Source organism: Mesorhizobium sp. M0184 (assembly GCF_040322215.1).
GTDB lineage: Bacteria > Pseudomonadota > Alphaproteobacteria > Rhizobiales > Rhizobiaceae > Mesorhizobium.
Map to the genome: position 1 here is coordinate 94839 of NZ_JAMYSZ010000017.1, position 22696 is coordinate 117534.

Below are 22696 nucleotides of genomic sequence, written 5' to 3' on the forward strand. Positions count from 1 at the left end.
GAGGTTCTCCTTCGATCAATCTGCGAAAATTCTGACGTCAGCCGCATCCCAGCCGAGCTCGACTGTATCGCCCGACGAGACCGGGCGGCGGTCGGCGGCGTCGGCGGTGACGCGCACCAGGAACGGCTTTGGCGACAGGGCGGTGCGGACGTGCAACTGCAGATCGAGTCCCTGATAGGCCAGCGCCTCGACCGCGCCGAAGATACGGTTGGCCGTTTCTGCCGACGGGAACAGCCGGATGCGTTCGGGCCGCACTGAAGCTACCGCCGCAGCGCCGGGCGAAAGTGTTGCGGGAACATCGCCGGCGATCCGCACGCCGTTGCTTGCCAGCACGCCGTCGCCGGCGGCTTTGCCCGGTACGAAATTCATGACGCCGATGAAGTCGGCGACGAAACGGTCCCCCGGATGCTCGTAGACCGCATGGGGTGTATCGCATTGCAGCAGCTTGCCGTCCCTGAGCACTGCCATACGGTCGGCCATGACGAGCGATTCCTCCTGGTCATGGGTGACGATGACGAAGGTGATGCCGACCTCGTGCTGCAGCCGCTTCAGCTCCAGTTGCATGGCCCCGCGCAATTTCTTGTCGAGCGCACCGAGAGGCTCGTCGAGCAGAAGCAGCCGTGGTCGCTTGACCAGCGCTCGGGCAAGCGCGACGCGCTGCTTCTGCCCGCCGGACAATTGCTCTGGCTTGCGGTCGGCGAAGGCAACGAGTTCGGTCGTCGCCAAAATGGCGTCGACACGGGAGCGGATTTCCTTTGCAGGCAAGCGTTCCATTTCGAGGCCGTAGGAAACATTGGCCCTGACGCTCATATGCGGAAACAGCGCATAGGACTGGAACATCAGATTGACGGGCCGCTTATTGGGCGGGGTCCTGGCGATGTCGCGGCCGTCGAGCAGGATGCGCCCGTCATTGGGCGTCTCAAAGCCGGCCAGCATGCGCAGCAGCGTTGTCTTGCCGCAGCCCGAAGGTCCAAGCAAGGCGAAGAACTCGTTCTCGCGGATATCCAGCGAAACGCCGTCGACCGCCGTCACCCGGCCGAACTTCTTCGACACGTTGTCGATCGCCAGCAGCGTGCGGGGCTCGTTCATTGGCCGATCACCCCACGGTTGAGCCGCTGCGACAGGGTCAGCGCAGTGATTGAGACCGCCATGACGATAGTCGCCAAGGCATTGATCTCCGGCGTGACGCCGAAGCGAATCATCGAATAGATCTGCATCGGCAGCGTGGTCGAAGCGCGGCCGGCGCCGGCGGTGAAGAAGGCGATGATGAATTCGTCGACCGAAAGGGTGAAGGCGAGCAGCGCGCCGGCGACGACGGCAGGCAGGATCACCGGCAACGTCACCCGCCGAAATGTCGTGAGCGCGGAAGCACCGAGATCGGCAGAGGCCTCGACGATCGACCAGTCGAAGCTTTTCAGCCGCGCGCGCACCACGGAGCAGACGAAGGCGAGATTGAAGACGACATGGGCGAGGATGATGGTGTGCAGGCCCAAGGTGAGATCAAGCATCGAGAAGAAGCTGAGCAGCGCGATCGCCAGCACGATGTCGGGAATGATCATCGGCGCAAAGATCAGCGCCTCGAGACCTTTGCCGTATTGCTGGCGTATTTCGACGCCGATCGCCAGCAGCGTGCCGAGCAGCGTGGCGATGGCGGTCGAGACAAGCGCCACGATCAGTGTGTTGAGCGCGGCAGAAAGGATTGCGGCGTTTCCGATTAGCGAGACATACCATTTCAGCGAAAAGCCCGACCAGACGGTCGGCAGCCCGCCTTGGTTGAACGACAGCGCCACCAGCACGGCGATCGGGATGTAGAGGAAGGCCAGGACCAGTGAAAGCACGAGCCAGAGCGCGCGCCTCGTGGCGAGGGAGCGCTCAGCCATCGGCGCCTCCTCTCGCTTCGGCGGTACGGCCCGAGGCGCGATCAGCAGCCAGGGCCTGCGCCGTCAGCACCAGCAGCATGATGGCGATCAGCACCATTGCCAGTGCCGCACCGAAGGGCCAGTCATTAGCCGTGAGGAACTGGTCGTAGACGAGATTGCCGATCATCTGGAAACGGCCGCCGCCGAGCAGCGCCGGCGTGACGAAATTGCCGATCGACAGCACGAAGACGAAAACCGCCCCGGCGGCAATGCCGGGCACGGTCAGCGGCAGTATGACCCGGCGAAATGTGGTCACGGCCGACGCGCCGAGATCGCGCGAGGCCTCTGCGAGCTCCGGATTGAGCCGCGACAGCGGCGCGTAGCAGGCCAGGATGACGAAGGGCAGATAGTTGTAGACCAGACCGGCGATGACGGCGCCTTCGGTATAAAGCATCGACGGCGGCTCGCCGGTGTAGCCGAACCAGCGTAGCAGTTGTGTGATCAGCCCTTCGCGGTTGAGCAGCACGATCCAGGCATAGGTACGGATCAGGTAGTTGGACCAGAAGGGCAAGACGGCAAAGAACAGAAACACCGGCTGCAGTTGCCGGGGTGCTGCCGCGATCGCATAGGCGGCGGCATAGCCGATCACCACCGCGACCAGGGTTGCCGTGCCGGCAATGCGCGCCGAATTGATGAAGATGCCGGCATAGAGCGGGTCGAACACCAGCCCGAAATTCTCCAGTGTGAAAGTGTAATCGATGCCGCCATAGATGCCGCGCCGGAAGAAGGCGAGCGCCAGCACCAGCGCGCATGGCACGACCATCAAGGCGGTGAGCCAGGCCAGCGCCGGCGTCATCAGCAAGGATGAGCGAAGTCTTGTTTGGGACAAGATTGCGGTACCGCATTCAACGGTCGGCGGCGAAAACCCCGCCGTCGACCGAGATCTCTGATTTTGATGTCGGTTATTGCGCAGCCTTGATTTCGCTGACGATCTTCGAGTAGTCGCGTTGGGCATCGCCGACATCGCGCAACTGCTCGAACTTGACCAACTCTGCCACCGGCATGCTCATATTGGGAAATTTGGCGAGAAAATCCGCCGGCAGGCTTTCCATAGCCGGCTTGTTCGGTACCTTGTAGTCGATGTTCTGGGCCGCCCAGGCGTGGTTCTTGGCGTCCAGCATGAAGTTGATGAACTGGAAGGCGGCGTCCTTGTTGGCCGATGCCTTCATCACGACCATCGTATCGACCCAGAGATCCGAGCCTTCTTTCGGTATGGTGTATTTAATTTGTGGATTCTCGGCGATCCCGTAATTGCACCAGCCATCCCAGGCCTGAACCATCAGCGCCTCGCCCGAGACCAGCTTTGAATAAAAGGTCGTGTCGTCATAGGCCAGCAAGGTCTTCTTGGCCGAGATCAGCAGGTCCTTGACTTCGCCGAGCTTTGCCGGATCGGTCTCGTTCACCGAATAGCCCTTGGCGAGTTGGCCGGCGGCAAGCAGCCAGCGGTCGGTCGCCAGCATCGTCGTCTTGCCCTTGAGCGCATCGGACGGGGCGAGAAGGTCGTTCCAGCTCACCGGCTCCGCCTTCACCAGATCCGAACGGTAGCAAAGGCCGGTGGTGCCCCAAGTGTAGGGCACGGAAAAATTGTTGCCGGCGTCGTGCGGCAGCTTCGCCGCCTCGGGATAGAGATTGGCGAGGTTAGGGATATTGGCATGGTCGATCGCCTCGATCAGGCCGAGCTTGTTCAGCACTTCGGCGAAGGGCGAGGAGACGAAGACCACGTCATAGCCCTTCCCGCCGGACGCGACGAGCTTGCCCATGATCTCCTCGTTAGTGGCGTGAACCACGACTTCACCGGAGACACCGGTCGCCGCCTTGAAAGCTTTCATGGCATCCGGCGCCATGTAGCCGTCCCAGTTGGAGATAACGAGGTCGGAGGCAGCCGCCGGCGCTGACAGCGCCAGGCCAAGGCCAAGTGCGATCAAGGATTTCCTTAACGGACGGTGCCGCAGGGTGGTGGTGGTCATGACAGACTCCCATTCTGGTTGATCATCGAACTTAGTCGTCGGACCAGCGCTTGCAGCCGTAGCCGCTTTGATCCTGTTCCCCGGTCTTTTATTGCCGATTGATCTCACAGTACTATTGCAGAAAAAAGTACGTCAATCCATAATTTGTCAACTACGGTGAATCCCGGCCGATCGCATCCGCAAGGGCAATCGGCCAAACCTCAGCCGCCAAGTCCTTCATGAGAATTGCCATGCAAGTTGCAGCTCGACGTCCCCGCACCAACCATCTCGACCTTGCACAGCGCATTCTCGATGTGGCCCGGAAACGCGGCTTTGAACCCGGCGCTCATCTCCCGGAGCAGCAGATCGCTTCGCTCTGCAACGTATCCCGAACTCCGGTGCGGGCCGCGCTGCGTCTGCTCACTGAAAAAGGCGTAGTTCAATGGGAGGCTGAGTCCGGCTATCGCTTGGCCGTAGACCTCACGAGCCAGGCGACCGTCGCCGCCGACCTGCCGAGCGCCGAGGAGGATGAACTTGCCGACATGATCCTGCGAGACCGCTCGGCGCGCCGGCTGGACCAGACGGTCACCGTCGGCGCGCTGATGCGACGGTATAATGCCGAGCGCAGGACGGTACTAAAATCGCTGAAGAAACTGGCCGAGGAAAATCTTCTGGACCGCGCGCCGGGGCAGTCCTGGCTTTTCAGGAGGGTGCCGGACGATCCTGGCGCACAAGGGGAGAGCTATGAATTCCGGCTGTTGCTGGAACCCGCCGCCCTTCTGGCGCCTGGGTTCCGGCTGGATGGGACGCGCGCGGCAGCCTTGCGACAGGGCATGGAAATGCTGCTGGCTCTGCCCGACGCGGCATTCGATTCCAGAGAGTTCCAACGGCTGGACATCGATTTTCACGGGATGATCGCCGGTGGCTCCGCCAACCGCTTCGTCGCCGAGGCGTTGGCCGATCATCTCAGGCTGCGCCGGCTGCCGGGAACGTATGCCGGCGTCAATGTCTTCCGGCTGAAGCAATCATTGCGCGAGCATCTGACCATACTCGACCATCTGGAGAGCCAGCAGTACGAGGTTGCAGCCGATCTGCTTCGGGTCCATCTGCGGCTTTCCCGCAGCCAGCGACCGCAGGCGGCCAGTCGCGGGGCGCCCGCGCTGTTCGGCATGATCAGCCGGCCGGAATAACGAGGATCATGCGCAAAGGCAGCCCGACCATCGCACTGTTTCCGGAAGCGAGCTTCGGCGCTGCGCTGAATTGCGTTGGCATAGCGCAGGCCCTGCGCGCTCGTGGCGCCCGTCCGGTGTTCATCTGCCATGCCGGCTTTTCTGGCGTGTTCGCCGACTATGGGTTTCAGGAATACCAGTTGCCTACTGACGATCCGTTGACCGACAGCGAACGCCAGAGCTACTGGCAGGCCTTCGTGCGCCGTCATCTGCCGCATTTCAGGCTGAGCCCCATCGATCAGCTCGAAACCTACGTTGCCCCGACCTGGCAAGCAATCGTAGACACTGCGGTCAACGCCGAGGCGCCGCTGCGCCAATTGCTGGCGCGGCTGAAGCCGGACGTCGTGGTGCTCGACAACGTCGTCATGTTCCCGGCATTGGCGACAGCCGGCTGCCCGTGGGTGCGCGTCGTCTCCTGCGCCGAAACCGAGCTTCCCGATGCCAATGTGCCACCCTATCTGTCCGGTCTCGCCGCCGACGACCCGAGCCGCGCGGTGTTCGAGGCGCGCTACCTGGCAGCGGTCGCTCCGGCCCATGACCGCTTCAATCGGCTTCGGACCGACGCCGGTCTTGCGCCCTTGCCAACAGGTCTTTTTCTAGAACCTTCGCCCGCCCTCAATCTGCTGCTGACCCCAACGATTGTGCGAAGGCAGCGCGCCGAGCCGCTCGACCCTGCCAGCTTCGTCTATCTCGAAGGCTGCGTCCGCTCGGAAGGGCCGTTCGACGTACCGGTCTTTCCGCGCAATGGCGGACCGCTGGTTTATGTCAGTTTCGGTAGTCTTGGCGCCATGGATGTCGGCCTGATCCAGCGCATGCTCGCCGTTTTCGACAGGCTGCCGGCCCGCTTCATTGTCAATGCCGGAGGTCTGCGCGACAGCTATCGCGCCGTTCCGGACAATGTCTATCTCGACGCCTGGTTTCCACAGCCTTCGGTCGTGGCGAAATGCGACCTCTTCATTCATCACGGCGGCAACAACAGCTTTTGCGAAGCATTGCGTTTCGGCGTGCCGTCGCTGGTCATGCCCTATTGCTGGGACGGGCATGACAATGCGCAACGTGCCGAAGAAACCGGCGTCGGGCGCCACATCAGCCGCGATGGCTGGACGGAAGACGAATTGGAGCGAAGCATTCTCGGCCTGATGGCCGATGCTGCAATGCGCGCACGCCTCCGGGAGAATGCAGTGCATATGGCGCTGACACCCGGAACGGACGTGGCTGCCGAAGCCATTCTCGCTCTCGCAAGGACCCGACCTGATGCTTGACACCACAACAACGGATGCCTCGACCATGAACGGCACCAACGACCCGAAAGACTGGTTGGCCGCTCACGCTGTCAGCGAGATCGAGTGCCTGGTGCCCGACATGAACGGCGTGCTGCGCGGCAAGACCCTGTCAGCGGCCAAGTTCCTCAAGGCGATCGAGGACCGAGCACTCTATCTGCCGAGCAGCGCGTTCCTGGTCAGCATCGACGGCCGCTATTCCGGTTCCGTCGACGAGGGGTTCGCCTACCAGGACCCCGACATGCGGATGGTGCCGGATGTCGCAACACTCTGTCTGGCGCCCGGTGGCGGGCCAGGCAAGGCCTATGTCTTCGCCGATGCGTTCCACATGGACGACCGGCCGTGGATGGCTTCGCCGCGGCACGTGTTGCGGGCCGTGCTCGATCTATATCGCCAGCGCGGCTGGCGGGCGGTGGTGGCGCCGGAGCTTGAATTTTATCTCACCGCGCCCAATCCCGATCCCGACAGGCCGGTGAAGGCGCCGGTCGGGCGCAATGGCCGCTCCGAAAGCGTGCAGCACCCCTATGACATGGCGGCACTGGAGCAATTCGAGCCGGTGATCCGGCGCCTCTATGACTATGCTGCGGCAGCCGGACTGCCGCTCGACACGCTCATCCATGAATCGGGCACGGCCCAACTGGAGATCAATTTCCTGCATGGCGACGCGCTGCCGCTGGCAGACAAGGTATTGCTGTTCAAGCGAATGACGCGCCAGGCCGCGCAGGAAGGTGGCATGCAGGCGACCTTCATGGCCAAACCGATAGCCGCACAAGCCGGCAGCTCAATGCATCTCCACATGTCTGTCGTCGACGAGGCGGGCAACACGCTGTTTGCCGGGCGTGACGGCGCCGACACCGAGATGTTCGGGCATTTCATCGGCGGCTTGCAGAAATACATTCCCGAGGTGATGCCGCTGTTTGCGCCGAACGTGAATTCGTTCCGCCGCATCCGGCCGAACCACAGTGCACCCGCCAACATCGAGTGGTCGCACGACAACCGCTCCTGCGGCCTGCGTGTGCCGGCCGGCGGGCGCACCGCGCGGCGCGTGGAAAATCGGCTGCCCGGCGCCGATGCCAACCCCTATCTGGCGATAGCCGGCTCGCTGCTTTGCGGTTATCTCGGCGTCGAGGAGAAGATCGCTCGTTCGACGGAAGCGTCGGGCAATGCCTATCGTAGCAGGAGCACGCTGCCCAAAACCATGGAAGAGGCGCTCGACCGCTTCGCTGCGTGCGATTCGGTTCGGGCGGTGCTCGGCGAGGATTTCTTCCAGACCTATTTGCGCGTCAAGAGCGTTGAGATCGACCTGTTCCAGAGCGTCGTCACCTCTTGGGAACGCGACCATCTGCTGCTCAAGGTGTGATGATGGGCTTCAATTCTGGGGGCTTCAACTCCGGCCTGGATATCGGCAAATCCTACTATGTCGCGACGGCCAATCCGGCTCCGGACCATCCGGCGCTGCAGGGCGACGTCGACGCCGATCTGGTGGTGGTCGGCGGCGGTTGTACCGGCCTCTCCGCAGCCTTTCATGCAGCCGAACGCGGCCTGAAGGTGGTGCTGCTCGAAGGCGGCAAGATCGGCTGGGGGGCGTCGGGGCGCAATGGCGGCCAGATGATCCCCGGCCTGCGCAAGGGCGCCAAGGGGCTGGTCAAGCTATATGGGCCGGAACGGGGGAGGGCGCTGTTCGATCTCGCCTTCGAGGCGCGGGCCCTCGTGCTCGGTCTGATCGAGCGCCATGCCATCGATTGCGACCTCAGGCTCACCGGCCATCTGGCCGGTGCGGTCAACGGTTCCGACCTGCGCGACCTCGAAGAAGAGGCCGAGTGCCTTTCTACGGTGATGAACTTTCATGATGTCGAGATGCTGTCGGCAGCGCAGGCGCGCGGAATGGTGAACACACCTTATCACGGCGCGATGTACGAGAAGCTCGGTGGCCATATGCATCCGCTGAACTACACGCTCGGTCTTGCTCGCGCCGCGGCTGCGGCGGGCGTCACCATCCACGAGAATTCGGTGGCGCTGCGGCTGGAGCGGGAACCTTCCCCCCGGGTTTCGACGGCCAAAGGCTCGGTGCGGGCCAGGCATGTCGTACTGGCCGGCGATGCGCTGCTCCACGGGCTTGAGCCGCGCGTCAACAGCCGCATCATGCCGGTCGGCAACTACATCATCGCCACCGAGCCGCTGGGCGACACGAGCGACGTCATCCCAAGCAATGTGGCCGTCTCCGACACGCGCTTCGTCGTCAATTACTACCGGCTGTCGGCGGATGGACGCCTGCTGTTCGGCGGCGGCGAGCGCTATACGCCGTCGCCGCCCGCCGACATTGCCGGCTTCGTGCGGCCGCACATGGAAAACACCTTTCCGCAATTGCGCGGCCGCCACATCGATCACGCCTGGGGCGGGCTGGTCTCGGTGACGACATCGCGCCTGCCGCATGTCGGTCGCTATGGCGACGTCTATTTTGCGCATGGCTATTCGGGCAAGGGGGTGATCCTGTCGACGCTGTCGGGTAAGCTGCTCGCTGAGGCGATCACCGGTGATGCTTCGCGGCTCGATCTGTTTTCGACCCTAAGCCCGCTGCCGTTCCCCGGCGGCACGGCGCTGCGCGGGCCGCTCTATGTGCTCGGCATGCTTTGGTACGCAATGCGTGACCGCATCAAACATTGAGCGCAGGCATGCGCAATGAGGCCGAGCGCCGCCACCAAGCGATTAACGGCTGATTTCGCGGCGGCATCCGACTTGATCGATGCTTGAATATGGTCCGCAGGCAATGGCCGCGAGTCGGTCCAGGCCCTGCTCCCGAAGCCTGAGCGCCGATAGACCTGCCTGGTATTTCCTCAGCTAATAGATCGATATGATTGCAGGATTAACCGTTTCATATCCCAGGCGCGGCTCCGATTTGTCTTTCGAAATCGCGCTGGAGACAGTTCCGGTTGAACTGCAGTCCAATTTTGTTTCCCTGTTTTTCTTGATCGTGCTGCCCGACAGGTCGGCGCAGCACGACGTTACTGGTGTACTGACCACCCTCTTTTTCTCGTGTGCAACGGCGGCGGTGGATACGGCCATCACAATTGCCGCACAAATAATCGTCAATCTCATTGATTTCCCCCTTAGAGCACCGCAAACGTGTGGTCGACTGCCTTGAGACGCCGGCGAAGACGGTACTCGCGCCTAGCCGGCCCATGCAGCTTCCGACTTCACAAGATTGTAACTACATTAGCTGCAGCGCAAGTAACCATTTCGGACTAGGGAACGGGTTCCCCTTCGATCGAAAGCGCTGGGCTGCCGGCGAAAAAAGCAGGCGTTTTAGCCGTTCTCGCCGCCGAGCGCCTTCCAATTTTGGGACAGAGGTTGGCTGATGCCCTTAAACTCACGGCTACGCATTGGTTGGATCTATGCAGCGACAAGGCCAACCTTGGCAAAGCCTCTACATAGTCACCTTCGGGCAGCACCAGTCTTGGAATTCACGCCCTCAAGCAAGGCGAGCAGGCCTTTCAGAATTTCGATTGGCGGCGGCGGACAACCTGGAATGTGCAGATCGACAGGCAAGGCCTCGGACACTCCGCGCACCACCGCATAGCTGCCGGAGAAACAGCCGCCATTGCCTGCGCAATCTCCCAGTGCGACCACCCATTTTGGGTTGGGTGTTGCGTCGTAGGTCCGCTTCAATGCCTCGCGCATGTTTTTTGTGACCGGCCCGGTGACGAGCAGTACATCGGCATGGCGCGGTGATGCGACGAACCGGATCCCAAAACGCTCGATGTCATAGAAGGCGTTGTTCAGCGCGTGCATCTCAAGTTCGCAGCCGTTGCAGGAACCAGCATCGACCGCCCGGATCGACAGGCTTCGCCCCAATCGTTTGTGAGCAGCCCCATCGAGCGCGCGTGCGAGTTCGTCGACTGCCGTGCTGCTTGCCAACGGCGGACGCTCGGTGAGAGGGGGGCGTATCAGGCTTTCAAAAAGAAGCTTGCGCATGACAGCGTGCCTTCAGAGATCATGGCCCGAATAAGAGCAGTTGAACGATTTGTTGCACAGCGGAAAGTCGGCAACGATGTTTCCTTCGATCGCCGCTTCAAGGAGCGGCCATTGAAACCATGACGGATCACGGAGGTGACAGCGCTCGACCAAGCCGCCCTTGCCAATGCGCAGCCAGGCCAGAATATCGCCGCGGAAACCTTCGACGAGCGCCATGCCTTCATGCGATCGGTTTGTCTGCGCGAAATCGACGCGGATCGGCCCGTCTGGCAGCTGTCGCAGGACTTGTTCGATCAGGGACAGGCTCTGTTCGACCTCGTGGATACGAATCCATACACGGGCGTTCACATCGCCTTCCTGGAGGAGAGGTACATCGAAGGCGAGTTCGCCATAGGGTGGATAAGCGAGATTGCGTCGGGCATCGAAGTCCCGACCGGAGGCCCGGCCAACGTAGCCTCCGGCGCGATATTGACGAGCGAGTTCCACCTTCAGCCGGCCAGTTGCGACAGTCCGATCCTGCAGCGACGCCGTGTTGTCGTAGAGTTCGACCAGCGCGGGAAACCGCTGCCTGATCTCTGCGATCAGGGACCTGAGCGCTGTCGTGCCCTCATCGCTCAGGAAGCTTGCCACGCCTCCGGGCACGATGCAGTCGCGCATCAAACGATGACCGAAGGCAGCATCGCTTGCCCGCAATACGCGCTCACGCAGCACCCCACAGTGGGCATGCATGAGCGCGAAGGCGGCATCATTGCAGATAGCGCCGATGTCGCCCAGATGATTGGCCAGGCGCTCCAACTCGGCCATGAGCGCTCGCAGCCAGACCGCGCGTGGGGGAACCTGGACACCCAGCGCCGCCTCGACCGCGCGGGCAAAAGCGAGGGAGTATGCCACGGTACTGTCGCCAGAGGTTCTGCCCGCCAATTTGGCTGCACGGTCGATGTCGGACCCCGCCATCAGGCCTTCTATACCCTTGTGCGCGTATCCGAGGCGCTGCTCCAGCCGGACGACCGTTTCACCGCTCGCCGTGAACCGGAAATGGCCCGGCTCGATGATGCCGGCATGCACGGGCCCGACCGGGATCTGATGCAGGCTCTCCCCCTCGGCAGGCAGGAAACTGTACGGGAAGGCAGTCGCAGCAGACGTCCGGACGCGGGTACTCAACGGATAGCTGACACCCCAATGGCCATGATCAAGCCACCGTCTCATATCAGGCGCGCCTTGTGGCAGGAGCCCGAACAGGTCAGCAGCCGCACGTTCGAGCCGCAATGCGGGCGGATGCAGCCGGCCGACCGATGGGTAGCGGCCACTGGGGCATTCCAGGCTGACGACGCCGATGTCCCCGGCGCTTTCATCGAGAAGTGCCATGTGGACGGCGCCTGGCTCACCCCATAGGCCGAGCAAGCTCCAGTGGCCCTCGGCCAGTTGCTCGACGGCAAAGCCCCATTTTTTCGGAGTCACCACGGCGCGCGACCACGGGAAATGATTTTCGACACGTTGGCCAGCAAGGATGAGGTCGATCAGCGCGGGCATGCTCTTTCTCTCTTCTGCTCACCCCAGGATACTTGCGACGTGCTGGAACCATGTGACCAGCGGTGGCGGCAGATAGATGCCGGCGGCAAACACCAACGCCAAGTGGGAATACATCGGAATGTAGGACGCCTCGGCGGGTGCAGTGCTGCCGCGCGGTTCGCCGAAAGCGACGCCGGTCAGTCGAAGCAGCAGGGCGCCGAAAGCGAGCAGAATCCCGAAAACCAAGGGCATCGCCAAAAGAGGGTGTCTTGCAAATGTCGAACTCACGACCAGGAATTCGCTCATGAAGATACCGAGCGGAGGGAGGCCGGCAATGGCAACGACGCCGATGACGAGCGCCCAGCCAAGGGCAGGATGTGTTTCCGTCAGTCCCCGGATTTCGGCGATGTTCTGTGTCCCCTTGACCTGGGCAATGTGGCCGACCGTGAAAAAGATCGCCGACTTCGTCAGGCTGTGCATGACCATGTGCAGCAGCCCGGCAAAATTGGCGAGCGGGCCTCCTATGCCGAAGGCGAACACGATGATGCCCATGTGCTCGATCGAGGAGTACGCGAACAGGCGTTTGATGTCGCGGCGGCGGTAGAGCATGAAGGCCGCGAAGACAAGCGACGTCAGTCCCATCGTGATCATCAATGGCCCAGGTGCGATCGCTTCCGGGCTTGCCGCGAGCAATAGCTTGAAGCGCAGCACGGCATAGAGTGCGACGTTTAACAGCAAGCCCGACAGCACTGCGGAAATCGGCGTTGGACCCTCAGCATGCGCGTCTGGCAGCCAGGCATGTAAGGGCGCAAGGCCGACCTTCGTCCCGTAGCCGAGCAGCAGAAAGATGAAGGCGACATTGAGCAGAGCCGGATCGAAGCGCGCGGCGTGAGCGATGAGCACCGTCCAGACCATCGCATTCGTCCCCTCGCCAACAACCGGCTGTGCAGCCATGTAGACGAGGATGGTGCCGAACAGTGCGAGCGCGATGCCGACGCTGCCCAGAATGAAATATTTCCAGGCGGCCTCCAGCGCCTCGTGCGTGCGGTAGATGCCGACCATGAGCACGGTGGTCAGCGTGGCAAGCTCCACCGCCACCCACATCAAGCCAATATTGTTCGACACGAACGCCAGGTTCATGCCGAACATCATGACCTGGTACATTGCGTGATAAAACCGCAAGTTCGGGACTGTCAGCCGCCCGCTCTCCAGTTCGTGGGCAATGTAGGAAGCGCTGAAGACGCTGGTGGTGAAGCCGACGAATGTGTTGAGCACGATGAAGACGATATTGAGATCGTCGACGAGCAGATACTGCCCAGGCTGCGGGCGGTCGGTGACAAGAAGCGACAGTGCGGCGAGCAAGGTCAGCAAGCTCGCAGCGACATTGACGCCCGCCGATATCCGGTATTTCGGCAGCGCCGCCAGAAGTGCGGCCGCGAAGACCGGTATCAGCAAAATGGCGGCCACCGCATCGAGGGAAAACGCGGTCAACGGTGTTCTCCCCTGTAGTCGTCGAGCGCGCCGACATCCACCGAGTCGAACCTCTCGCGGATGCGGAACAGGAAGACTCCGATGACGATGAAGGCGATAAGGATCGAGAAGGCGACACTGATCTCGACGACCAGAGGCATGCCCTTGGCCCCCGTGGCGGCGAGGACCAGACCGTTCTCGAGCGACATGAATCCGACAACTTGGCTGACGGCGTTGCGGCGGGTGACCATCACCAGCAGCCCCAGCAAAATGATGGACAGCGCGAAAGCCAGGTCCTCGCGGGCGAGGGGATCAGCCTCGGGAGTGACGCGCAGCATCAGGACCATGGACAGGGTCACCAGGCCTATCCCCGCAAGCATCGTCGTACCGATGCCGACGGCGGTCTCGACGTCACGATGGATGCCGAGCCGCTGAATGATGCGATGAAGCCCGACAGGAATGACGATCGCCTTGAAGACGAGGGCGATCGCCGCCGTGACGTAGAGATGATGCGCGTCCTGAATGTATGCCTGCCAAGCTACGGACAGGGCCAGCACGATTGCATGAAGCGCAAAAACGTTGATCAGAGCAAAGAGGCGATCCTGATACAGCATCATGAAACTGACCAGCACCAGGCCGCCGGCGAGCAGGTGAGCGATGTCGAAGGTGAGGCCGTTCATCAGAGGCTCCGTGAGACGAACAGCAGGAGCGTGCCGAGCAGGGCCAGCATCAGCGCTGCCCCGAGGAAATCCGGGACGCGGAAGACGCGCATCTTGGCAATGGCAGTCTCAAACACGGCGAGGAGAACGCCACAGACGGCAAGCTTGCCGACATAGGCGACGACACCCGGAGCAAGGGATTCCAGTCCTGCCCCGGCGCTCGCCAGTCCCCAAGGTAGGAAGACGCAGGAAATCAGCGACACATAGAGCAGAAGCTTGAGGAAGGCGGCAAACTCGATCATCGCCAGATGGCGACCGGAATATTCCAGCACCATCGCCTCATGAACCATGGTGAGTTCCAGATGGGTCGATGGGTTGTCCACGGGTATGCGGGCGTTTTCGGCGATCGCCACCATCACGAGGGCGATGAGCGACATCCCGAGCGACACCCGCAAGCCAACCTCCGGTGACCCCATGAAGGCGGCGACCGTTGAGAGTTGCGTAGCACCCGCGACGAGCGCCAGGCTGAACACGATGAGCAGCATGGCGGGTTCGGCCAGCGAAGCGATCATCACCTCGCGGCTCGAGCCGATGCCGCCGAAGCTCGTGCCGACGTCCATGCCTGCCAGCGCCAGGAAGAACCGGGCGCTTCCCAGCAGTGCGACAATGGCTATGAGATCGGCGGTCCAACTGAATGTGAGGCCGGCGGCGAATGTCGGGATGAGCGCGGCGCCGACCCAGGTGGTGGCAAAGATCAGATAGGGCGTCACGCGAAACAGCCAGGATGCGTTGTCCGCCAGAACGACTTCCTTGCGCATCAGCCGCAAGAGATCGCGGTAAGGTTGGATCAGGGAAGGACCCTGGCGGCGCAAGAGCCGTGCCTTCACCTTGCGCACGAATCCGGTCAGGAGCGGCGCCAGCAAAAGCACCAGCGCCATCTGCGCGCCTTGAACGGCCAACTCGAGAATCACGGCCATAGTGCGAGCACCAGGAGCAGGACAATGAGAAAGAGAAAGACGAGGGTCAGGTAGCGCCTGATCGTCAGGAACTGCAGATGGTTGAGGTGGTCGGTCGCAAAGTCGAGGGCCCGGCCGATAGGCAGGTACAGCGTCTCCCAGATCACATCATGCATTTCGACATTCAGACGAGCCGGACCGGTCTCGCCAGGTGCCGGCATTTCGACGGTTTCCCTTGCACGGAATACGAACGTGCCGAAGACGCGGCGGATAGGCTGCGCGAAGCTGACGGCCGTGTACTGCGAGCTCGGGACCACATCCGGGAAGCCACAACCCCAGGCGGGACCCCGACGGAGTGCATGTGATGCAAAGCGATGGATCACATATGCCGCAGCGGATGCGGAAAAGGCGATGAACAGGAACACCAACAGGCCGTTGTAGGAACTGCGGCTCGCTGCAATCGGCACGATAGACAGCCAGGGCTGGGCCATCTGCATAGGCATCCGACTGCCGATCAGTGGCAGTGTCACCGATGAGAGGCCGTCTATCACAAGACCGGGCAGAATGCCGGCCAGGAGACAAAGGGAAGCGAGAATGAACATTGCCGCCAGCGAGTAGCGGTCGACCTCATGCGCCAGTTCCACCGCGGCCGAGCGTGGCCGGCCGAGGAATGTAATCCCGAACGCCTTTACAAAGCAGGCCGCGGCCAGTGCCGCTGACAGCGCCAGCAGACCGCCATCGGCGGGCACCATGACCTTCAGTCCCCATTGTGGCAGATCGGGGCTCTGCAATATGGCCTGAAAGGCCAGCCATTCGGAGACGAAGCCGTTGAAGGGTGGAAGTGCCGAGATCGCGACGCAACCGACGAGAAAGGCAAAACTTGTAAAGGGCATGCGGTGGATGAGACCGCCCAGCTTCTCCATATCCCGCTCTCCGGTTGCCGTCAGCACGGCGCCCGCGCCGAAAAACAGCAGGCTCTTGAAAAAGGAATGGTTGAGGACGTGGAACAGCGCGGCGGTGAGCGCCAGCGCTGCAGCCGATGGCATGGCGTTCGCCTTGAAAGCGAGCGCGAGACCAAGGCTTACGAAGATGACGCCGATGTTTTCAATGGTGCTATAGGCAAGCAGTCGCTTCAGGTCCTTTTCCATCAGCGCGTAGAGGATGCCGAGAACCGCCGTCAGGCCGCCAAGGAAAAGCACGGCAACGCCCGACCACCATGCCGGCTCACCGAGCAGATCGAAAATAACGCGTATGAAGCCATAGACTGCGACCTTGGTCATCACGCCGCTCATGAGAGCCGAGACTTGGCTTGGCGCGGCCGGATGAGCGAGTGGCAGCCAAACGTGCAGCGGGACAAGTCCAGCCTTGGAGCCGGCGCCCAGCAGCATGAGAACCAGGACGAAAGCAGCGGCGAACGGGGTGGGGTCGGCGGCTCGCATCGCGTCGAATGTGTAGGTTCCATCGGATCCGGCGAGCAGGCCGAACGCAAGCAGCAGCGCGAGTGTGCCGAAGCTCGCCATCACGAGATAGATGTAGCCCGCCCGCGCATTGTCCTGCTCGCGATGGTGCGCCATGACGAGCGCCCAGGAGGCGAGCGACATGAATTCCCAAGAAAGCAGGAAAGTGAAGGCGTCGTCGGCCACCACGACAAGGTTCATTCCGGCTAGGAAAGCCGGGAAGAACGGCAGCACCCGATGCGGCGCAGACTCATGCCTGCCGTAGCCGAGGCCATAAAGGCTGGCCATGGAGCCGCCGAAGTTGACGACGATGAGGAAGAAAGTCGAGAGCGCATCCAAACGGAAATGAGCGCCAATCCATGGCAATCCAAGAGGCAACACCACAGTCGACGGGGTGACGGGATTGTCGGCGATGCGGCTCGCGAGAACCATGAGCACGGCCGCCGATATACCTAGCGTCAAGCCGTAGATCAGGCGTGTTCCCGAGTCCGATCTGCGGCTTTCCGCAATCGCAAGCACCGCAGCCCCCAGGAGCGCAGCAACGCCCCACAGGAGGACCGCGGCCCCCGAAATCACGCCACGCTCCTCACGGGGAGTTTGGCATCCGTGTCGACCCCGCCAAGGATTTTGGCGGGGTCAAAATCCGCTTTCAGTCGCACGCCGCGCCCACCGATTTGGCTGGAGGCGCCTTCAGCGATCAATTCCACACCGGCGAGGTCAAGTGCCCCGATCAGCTTCATGAGAGAATCGACGTTACCCCGAATAATCGACTCGCTGGCTTCCATGCGTTGAATTGTCGGCACGGAAAGACCGGACAATTCGGCAAGTCTGCGCTGGTCGATGCCAAGGAGCGCCCTCGCGGCACGCAACTGTGGAGCAGTTATCACGGTCGCATCCCCCTTTTTGATCAGCTTTGAGATATTATCTCTACGTCTTGCAGCATATATTAAAATGCGACGCATTCAATTAGTGATGCGTGACGCATCTGTCTTGAGGCTGTAGAAAACCGGGCGATACGCCCTGCGCCTCGAAACCAAAGCCATGCGGCCATTCCCGTCACGGCCAGTCTTGTCGCCAGCCATCTCGGATTGCGCGTGATGGCGCCGGCGATGGGCCTTATCTCGGCCGGCCACTCGATTGGAGCCGCCGCGGGCTACAGGCCTTTTCAGGATCCGACCGGCACCTGGACCGTCAATGATGCTCGTACCGGGCGGCCCGTCGAGATGGGCAGCCGAACCATCGTTGGAATGAACCAGCACGATCCCGAGGAACTCGCCGATCTCCTCAACGGGCTGAATGCACAAAGGCAATCTGGTTCTGCGGACGGAATTTCTGAAGAAAGCGTAGGAGAGCCACCGCTTCGATGGGATGTTGTCTCGAGGCTTGTACGGGAGTGCAATCTAGAGCACCGAAACGTCATGGCCCTCGCAGCTATCGGATCGCCCTGTCTTGAGAGAAGCGGCCCTGCTGCAAAACCGGGTGTCAAAACTGCAAAATCGCGCGACCCGCTACAATGAGACGACTGGCACCGGTACATCTCTATGTATTTGATTTATCTTTGGAATTTGGTAGCGGGAGAGGGATACCGCCAATACAGTGCTGTGACCGAGTTCGTTTGCTGACGGGGCTTCTTAATCGGTGCAAATTGGTCCGACTCCAACCTCCGCAACCAGTTCCAGCATAAATCACTAATAGTCGCGATCTGATCAAAGCCCCGCCGGAAAAAACGGCAAGGCTTTTCCCACGGCAGGTTTGCGAAGCGCGGAAGGGCACTCTGCCGCCCAGAGTAACCAGCCTGCACGGTGAAGACGAGAGGGACGCTTTTCCAAGCGCGGAGTTCGAATCCCTCCCTCTCCGCCATACTCTGCTGGACCGTCGATGATATGGGGAGGCGCTCGCAAATCGCGCCCTACGCGCGGGTTGATCGGTTGATCAACATCAAAGCTTGAATATGAGAAATGCGCTAACTGTGACGGCGGTGGTCACCGTGGCTCGTGTGTCAGCAGATGTGGTAAGGTTGAGTGTCGGCGAGTGGCAGAGGTCCAGCAACAATGACTTTGAGACGAACCAGAGCTTACGGCGCATCCGGCTTGGTTCTAGCGGTTTGCACTGTGTTTGCTTGGCAGAACGCCACTGCCGCTCAAAATTGCGACGCAGCCGCGACGCCTGGCGTCAATTGGCACGAGTGTGACAAGAAGCTTCTCATCCTAGAAGGACAGGACCTGAGCGGGGCGAACCTGTTCGGTGTTGATTTCACTTCGACCGACCTCAGGAACAGCAATCTCGTTGCGGCAAATCTTGAGAAGGCAACGCTTGTGCGTGCTTCCCTGGCCGACTCGACCGCCAAAGGCGCCCGGTTCGACAGAATCGAGGCCTACAGGACCGACTTCAGCCGTATGGACGCGCAGGGCGCTGTGTTTGCGAGCGCGGAAATACAGCGCTCGAATTTCCAGGGCGCCAATCTGACCAATGTTGATTTCACAAAGGCAGAATTGGGGCGTGCGCAGTTCCATGACGCCGATATCAGCGGCAGCCGCTTCTCGTTTGCCAATCTCGCACGGGCGGACTTCCGAGGAGCGACGTTCACCGCGCCGATAGACTTTGACCGCGCCTTTTTCTTTCTGACCCGTATCGAGGGCGTCGATCTTTCCAATTCGGCGGGTCTGTCCCAGTGGCAGCTCAACATGGCTTGCGGAGACGCCCGGACCGAGTTGCCTTCTGGCTTGACGAGGCCTGAAGATTGGCCCTGTCAAATCCAGCAGGAATAGTTGTCGCAAACGAACTGCGGCAATGGCGCACCCGACAGGATTCGAACCTGTAACTTCTGCCTTCGGAGGGCGCAGATCCTCCGCCAAAGCGGCACGTTTCTACGGTATTGCTATTGGCGAAATCGCGGCCGAGGGGTGTTTGTGCCGCTTCCGTTCACCGCTACCGGTTCAATCGAACCGGTAGCTCCTGTCCGAATAAGTGGCAGCAACTCTTGTATCGTCGAGAATGACTACCATCGTCGTGATTATCATTCAGAAGCCTGGCACCAACGCGTCGATCATACATAAGCGCCTCGCTGACGTTGCCCCCAGTTTCTATCCAGTTTTGAGTTCGTTTCCGGCGTGGGTTGTGCCCTGCTGGGCGGGTGAAGCGACGGGCGCTGGCGCGGAGCCTTTGGCATAGCGCAGCGCGAGCGACCATCGCAGATTGAAGGTGGTGGCGAACTCGGCCGGTGTCTGCCAGGCGATTTGGGAATGCGGCCGCGCGGTGTTGTAGTCGGCGCGCCACAGGGCGATGGCGACGCGTGCCTGAGCCAGCGAAGTAAACAGCGTCTCGTTGAGCAGTTCATCGCGTAGTCGGCCGTTGAAGCTCTCGATGAAGCCATTCTGCATCGGCTTGCCGGGCGCAATGTAATGCCATTCGACGCGGTTCTGATCCGCCCAGGAGAGGATGGCGTTCGAGGTGAACTCGCTGCCATTGTCGCTGACGATCATTCTCGGCCGGCCGCGCTCGGTGATGAGCCGGTCCAATTCTCGGGCAACCCGCATGCCCGAGAGCGACGTATCAACGATGAGTGCCAGGCACTTTCCGAGGCCATGCATCCCAAGGCGCCGCGGGCGAGCTCGGGGCTGCTGGATGCGCCTTGGATGGAGGAGATGCGCCGCCAGTGCGACGTCGATCCAGAGTATCGCAAGAAGGATCGAGGCGCTCCGGGACCAGCACCAGGCAGACCCGATCTTCGTTCCTATATTCACCGCCATTCTCGGCTCGGGCAGCATATCGCTGTTTGGCGCGGAGGTCACTTTTGCGGCGATAGCCTCGGCGATCGCCACCACCTCAATGATCCCAGGACTGCAGGCACGCTGATGACCGCGATCAATATCTTCAAGACCACAGATGCTGTGCACATTCTGACCGACGGCCTCGGCAGCACCTTGTTTGGAGGCCAAGTCGGCCTATTCCTGAAGTGCCTTCCCATTCCGCACTTGAACGCTGCGATCGCGACCAGAGGAGGCTGCTTCATACGCTGAGCACAGCCCTCATAATCCAGTCGCAGGACTTCGCTGGCTTGGTGAGCGCGATAGGTCGCCTACAATCGATCGCCGGGAATGTGTCGACGCTATGGGGGCAAGCACTTGGAGTTCGATATATTCCTTGCGGGTATCGGCAACGCCGGCACGCAAGCGTTCCTGGTCTCCAATCACGACCGGCAAGGCTTCGCGCCGTGGGAGGTGTTCGAGATCCCCGATTGCGTCGCGACGCCGATAGACGATCAAGCCTGCTTGAAGCGGTGTTCTGGGCAGATGACCCGGTGGCCGAGATGCCGTGCCTGATCGATGCTCCGCGTGCAGATCCTTCGGTTGGCGGCTTCGCGCAAATGACTTCGGTTACAGCTGGCGGAATCTCGACCCGAATCGTGCGCGACTATCGGGTCGCCTGATCAACCGGGCTGCCCTCTTCTATGGAGAGGTTGGTTGACCACAGCCGGACCTGAATTTCCTGTTCGAGCACTCGCAACAAATCAGGGCATTCGCTGTCAAACTTCTTCTTTGCCGCTCGCTCTTTCGGAACGCCATGATCCTCCTCGTTGAACTCCCGTTCGACCAAAGCGGCCCACATTAATCCGTCCATGGCCTCGAACTTTTCCTTCATAGATGGAAGCATGAATATCGCGTTTTTTCTTAGGAATTTTCGAAAGTCGCGATACTTTTCCTGGCATGTGCCAAGTCTTACCCAAAATATTGCCTTCTGGTAGTAATTTACCTTTTTTTCGGTGGACCTAAGCTCGTCCTTCTGCCATTTTTGCAGCGGACTAGATTCCAAAAACTCTTCCAGTTGCGCATCACTCATCTTATCCAAGTTTGGATACTGTTGGAAAAAATGAACGAACCCGGCCACCTCGTTATAAGCGTCGATAAGACGTGCCCAGGTTTCGGGCACGACATCAAATTCCCTTTCATGGAGCTTCGTTGTCCTGTCGAACAGTGCATTTATTCTAAATCGCAGCCGCTCAATCTGTTTGTCCTGCTCATGGGTGAAAGCAGCCATACGCTTTTCAAACTTGGAATTTAGCCAAGACTCGCCGAGCCCACGGAATATGAGGAACGCAATAGCAGCAGTCCCTCCGCCCGCGACAACAATAGCGCCAATAATAGCGCCAATCGCTTTCGCGAGCGGGTCAATCCAACTCCAAAGGGTTTCCCAAATCATCGATAATCACGGTTCTCGCTTGCTAAGCTGCTCGCGGATGCCCTTCAACTCAACGACCGTCGCCTCGGAGGCTTTGGCCGCGCGCATGAGGGCGTGGATCACCTGGGCGAAGCCGAAAAATGCGAGGGCTACCAGGAAAATCGGAGCGGCCGCCACTATCGAGGCAGCATTGAAATTTCCCGCTGTCATGGTGAAAAAGCCGAAGACAGCACTGATCGCGCCGGCCAAGGTGAAAAGCACTACAAGGATCATCGGCCCCTCCCAACGGCGGGAACATGCCGCAACAGTCGGACTGGTGCAAGCAGGCCTCTCAAGGGCGCATAAAGCTTGCTGACGACGCTGCCATGGTGCAAATATCAATCACTTAAAACGCCGAAGACGCTGGATGCTTGCGCGAGAAGGATGGAACCGCGGATCTTCACTCGACGTCGACCCGCGTGTTGCTGCCCTGTGTGGCGAGTTCGACGTCCACATCATCTCCAAGAGCCGCTATCCAAAAGAAGGCCAGACTCGTGCCGTCGGCTCAATCCGCCGGCTCGATAATCATGGTACCGAGCATGCGCGGTTGGTCCTGTGTGTCCTGGCTGAGGCCCGCGGCAACCACGCGCTCATCGAGGAAAGCAGCCTGCCGGCCGTATCTGACTTGCTGCTGGCCTGTCCGGACCTGGTGGAGCATGACCGCCGTGCTCGAGGTGTTCGACGCGATCCCACTCGGCGCATACATGGCGATCGTCAACGAGCTGCGCGGCTAGGTTCATCAGGGGCATGCCCTTGCCGGCATCGTCTACGTGCATCTACAGCGCCTGAGGGAGAACTCGCTAACGGCAAAGGAGACGCTTCGATCCCGGATGGCCAAGGCGGACGCCAGCGAGGCTGAAAAGGGCCGCCAGGGCTTCACCAAGCGCTAGCGCCGCCGGGAGGAGCTCGTCGCGCTCGGCAAGAGGATGCTCGCTGCCAAGGCCTCGATGCCTCATGGCAAGTTCGGCCCATGGCTGCGCGACCAGCCTATCACCTACGATATGGCACTGAAGGGCCATGCGGTTGGCCAAAGCCACCTGAATTTGGCGGCCGGTTGTTAGCCAGTGGAAATCAAATGGAAA

General features: G+C 61.0%; 20 protein-coding genes and 1 pseudogene. 6 read left to right on the forward strand and 15 right to left on the reverse strand.

Annotation, left to right across the window (positions count from 1 at the left end):
- Positions 1-15: 15 nt before the first annotated feature.
- The 4 genes from NKJ23_RS20960 to NKJ23_RS20975 form a co-directional block, all read right to left on the reverse strand.
- Entirely contained in the window at positions 16-1089 is a 1074-nt protein-coding gene (locus NKJ23_RS20960) for an ABC transporter ATP-binding protein (protein ID WP_352682044.1), read from the reverse strand.
- Positions 1086-1880, reverse strand: coding sequence for an ABC transporter permease (locus NKJ23_RS20965; RefSeq protein ID WP_352682047.1), 795 nt, complete (start codon positions 1878-1880; stop codon positions 1086-1088). Before NKJ23_RS20965 ends, NKJ23_RS20960 begins: the two co-directional genes overlap by 4 nt.
- The gene (locus NKJ23_RS20970) at positions 1873-2715 is read right to left on the reverse strand and encodes an ABC transporter permease (RefSeq protein ID WP_352682101.1); all 843 of its coding nucleotides are present in this window, start codon (positions 2713-2715) and stop codon (positions 1873-1875) included. The genes NKJ23_RS20965 and NKJ23_RS20970 overlap by 8 nt, the downstream gene beginning before the upstream one ends.
- Before the next feature lie 106 nt (positions 2716-2821).
- Positions 2822-3886, reverse strand: a complete 1065-nt coding sequence (locus tag NKJ23_RS20975) for a polyamine ABC transporter substrate-binding protein (RefSeq protein ID WP_352644203.1) — start codon at positions 3884-3886, stop codon at positions 2822-2824.
- A gap of 230 nt (positions 3887-4116) precedes the next feature.
- Between NKJ23_RS20975 and NKJ23_RS20980 the strand changes: the two genes are divergently transcribed.
- The 4 genes from NKJ23_RS20980 to NKJ23_RS20995 are packed head-to-tail and all read left to right on the forward strand — an operon-like array spanning position 4117 to position 9038.
- On the forward strand, positions 4117-5055 hold the full coding sequence (locus tag NKJ23_RS20980; protein WP_352586687.1) for a GntR family transcriptional regulator: 939 nt from the start codon (positions 4117-4119) through the stop codon (positions 5053-5055).
- A 5-nt stretch (positions 5056-5060) separates the two neighbouring features.
- The gene (locus tag NKJ23_RS20985) at positions 5061-6356 is read left to right on the forward strand and encodes a glycosyltransferase (RefSeq protein WP_352682103.1); all 1296 of its coding nucleotides are present in this window, start codon (positions 5061-5063) and stop codon (positions 6354-6356) included.
- Positions 6349-7734 (forward strand): glutamine synthetase family protein, encoded by a 1386-nt coding sequence (locus NKJ23_RS20990; RefSeq protein ID WP_352682050.1) that lies wholly within the window; start codon positions 6349-6351, stop codon positions 7732-7734. Before NKJ23_RS20985 ends, NKJ23_RS20990 begins: the two co-directional genes overlap by 8 nt.
- The gene (locus tag NKJ23_RS20995) at positions 7734-9038 is read left to right on the forward strand and encodes an NAD(P)/FAD-dependent oxidoreductase (RefSeq protein WP_352682052.1); all 1305 of its coding nucleotides are present in this window, start codon (positions 7734-7736) and stop codon (positions 9036-9038) included. Before NKJ23_RS20990 ends, NKJ23_RS20995 begins: the two co-directional genes overlap by 1 nt.
- A gap of 174 nt (positions 9039-9212) precedes the next feature.
- On the opposite strand, the gene NKJ23_RS21000 is transcribed toward NKJ23_RS20995, so the two are convergent.
- The 8 genes from NKJ23_RS21000 to NKJ23_RS21035 form a co-directional block, all read right to left on the reverse strand.
- Positions 9213-9470 (reverse strand): hypothetical protein, encoded by a 258-nt coding sequence (locus tag NKJ23_RS21000; RefSeq protein WP_352682054.1) that lies wholly within the window; start codon positions 9468-9470, stop codon positions 9213-9215.
- 336 nt (positions 9471-9806) lie between these two features.
- The gene (locus NKJ23_RS21005) at positions 9807-10346 is read right to left on the reverse strand and encodes an NADH-quinone oxidoreductase subunit B family protein (protein WP_352682056.1); all 540 of its coding nucleotides are present in this window, start codon (positions 10344-10346) and stop codon (positions 9807-9809) included.
- 12 nt (positions 10347-10358) lie between these two features.
- Positions 10359-11876, reverse strand: coding sequence for a hydrogenase large subunit (locus tag NKJ23_RS21010; RefSeq protein ID WP_352682058.1), 1518 nt, complete (start codon positions 11874-11876; stop codon positions 10359-10361).
- Between the two features lie 18 nt (positions 11877-11894).
- A complete protein-coding gene (locus tag NKJ23_RS21015; protein WP_023675518.1) occupies positions 11895-13346 on the reverse strand; it encodes a hydrogenase 4 subunit F in 1452 nt (483 codons plus the stop codon).
- Positions 13343-14005: a hydrogenase-4 component E gene (locus NKJ23_RS21020; protein WP_023675519.1), complete on the reverse strand. Its 663-nt coding sequence runs from the start codon at positions 14003-14005 to the stop codon at positions 13343-13345. The genes NKJ23_RS21015 and NKJ23_RS21020 overlap by 4 nt, the downstream gene beginning before the upstream one ends.
- Positions 14005-14961: a respiratory chain complex I subunit 1 family protein gene (locus NKJ23_RS21025; RefSeq protein ID WP_023675520.1), complete on the reverse strand. Its 957-nt coding sequence runs from the start codon at positions 14959-14961 to the stop codon at positions 14005-14007. Before NKJ23_RS21025 ends, NKJ23_RS21020 begins: the two co-directional genes overlap by 1 nt.
- Positions 14952-16973, reverse strand: a complete 2022-nt coding sequence (gene hyfB / locus NKJ23_RS21030) for a hydrogenase 4 subunit B (RefSeq protein WP_502902558.1) — start codon at positions 16971-16973, stop codon at positions 14952-14954. The genes NKJ23_RS21025 and hyfB overlap by 10 nt, the downstream gene beginning before the upstream one ends.
- Positions 16970-17284 (reverse strand): helix-turn-helix domain-containing protein, encoded by a 315-nt coding sequence (locus NKJ23_RS21035; RefSeq protein ID WP_023675522.1) that lies wholly within the window; start codon positions 17282-17284, stop codon positions 16970-16972. The genes hyfB and NKJ23_RS21035 overlap by 4 nt, the downstream gene beginning before the upstream one ends.
- 210 nt (positions 17285-17494) lie before the next feature.
- Here NKJ23_RS21035 and NKJ23_RS21040 point away from each other — a divergent pair, with 210 nt between their 5' ends.
- Positions 17495-17914, forward strand: coding sequence for a hypothetical protein (locus NKJ23_RS21040; protein WP_352682060.1), 420 nt, complete (start codon positions 17495-17497; stop codon positions 17912-17914).
- Between the two features lie 534 nt (positions 17915-18448).
- The gene (locus NKJ23_RS21045) at positions 18449-19165 is read left to right on the forward strand and encodes a pentapeptide repeat-containing protein (protein WP_352682062.1); all 717 of its coding nucleotides are present in this window, start codon (positions 18449-18451) and stop codon (positions 19163-19165) included.
- A 315-nt stretch (positions 19166-19480) separates the two neighbouring features.
- Here the strand turns inward: NKJ23_RS21045 and NKJ23_RS21050 are convergent.
- From NKJ23_RS21050 to NKJ23_RS21060, 3 genes and pseudogenes are all read right to left on the reverse strand, one after another.
- Positions 19481-19972 (reverse strand): annotated as a pseudogene (locus tag NKJ23_RS21050) (integrase core domain-containing protein); the annotation flags it as partial.
- A gap of 838 nt (positions 19973-20810) precedes the next feature.
- The gene (locus NKJ23_RS21055; protein ID WP_352682063.1) at positions 20811-21596 is read right to left on the reverse strand and encodes a hypothetical protein; all 786 of its coding nucleotides are present in this window, start codon (positions 21594-21596) and stop codon (positions 20811-20813) included.
- A 6-nt stretch (positions 21597-21602) separates the two neighbouring features.
- Complete coding sequence (locus tag NKJ23_RS21060) at positions 21603-21836, reverse strand: hypothetical protein (RefSeq protein ID WP_352682065.1); 234 nt, start codon at positions 21834-21836, stop codon at positions 21603-21605.
- Positions 21837-22696: the final 860 nt, after the last annotated feature.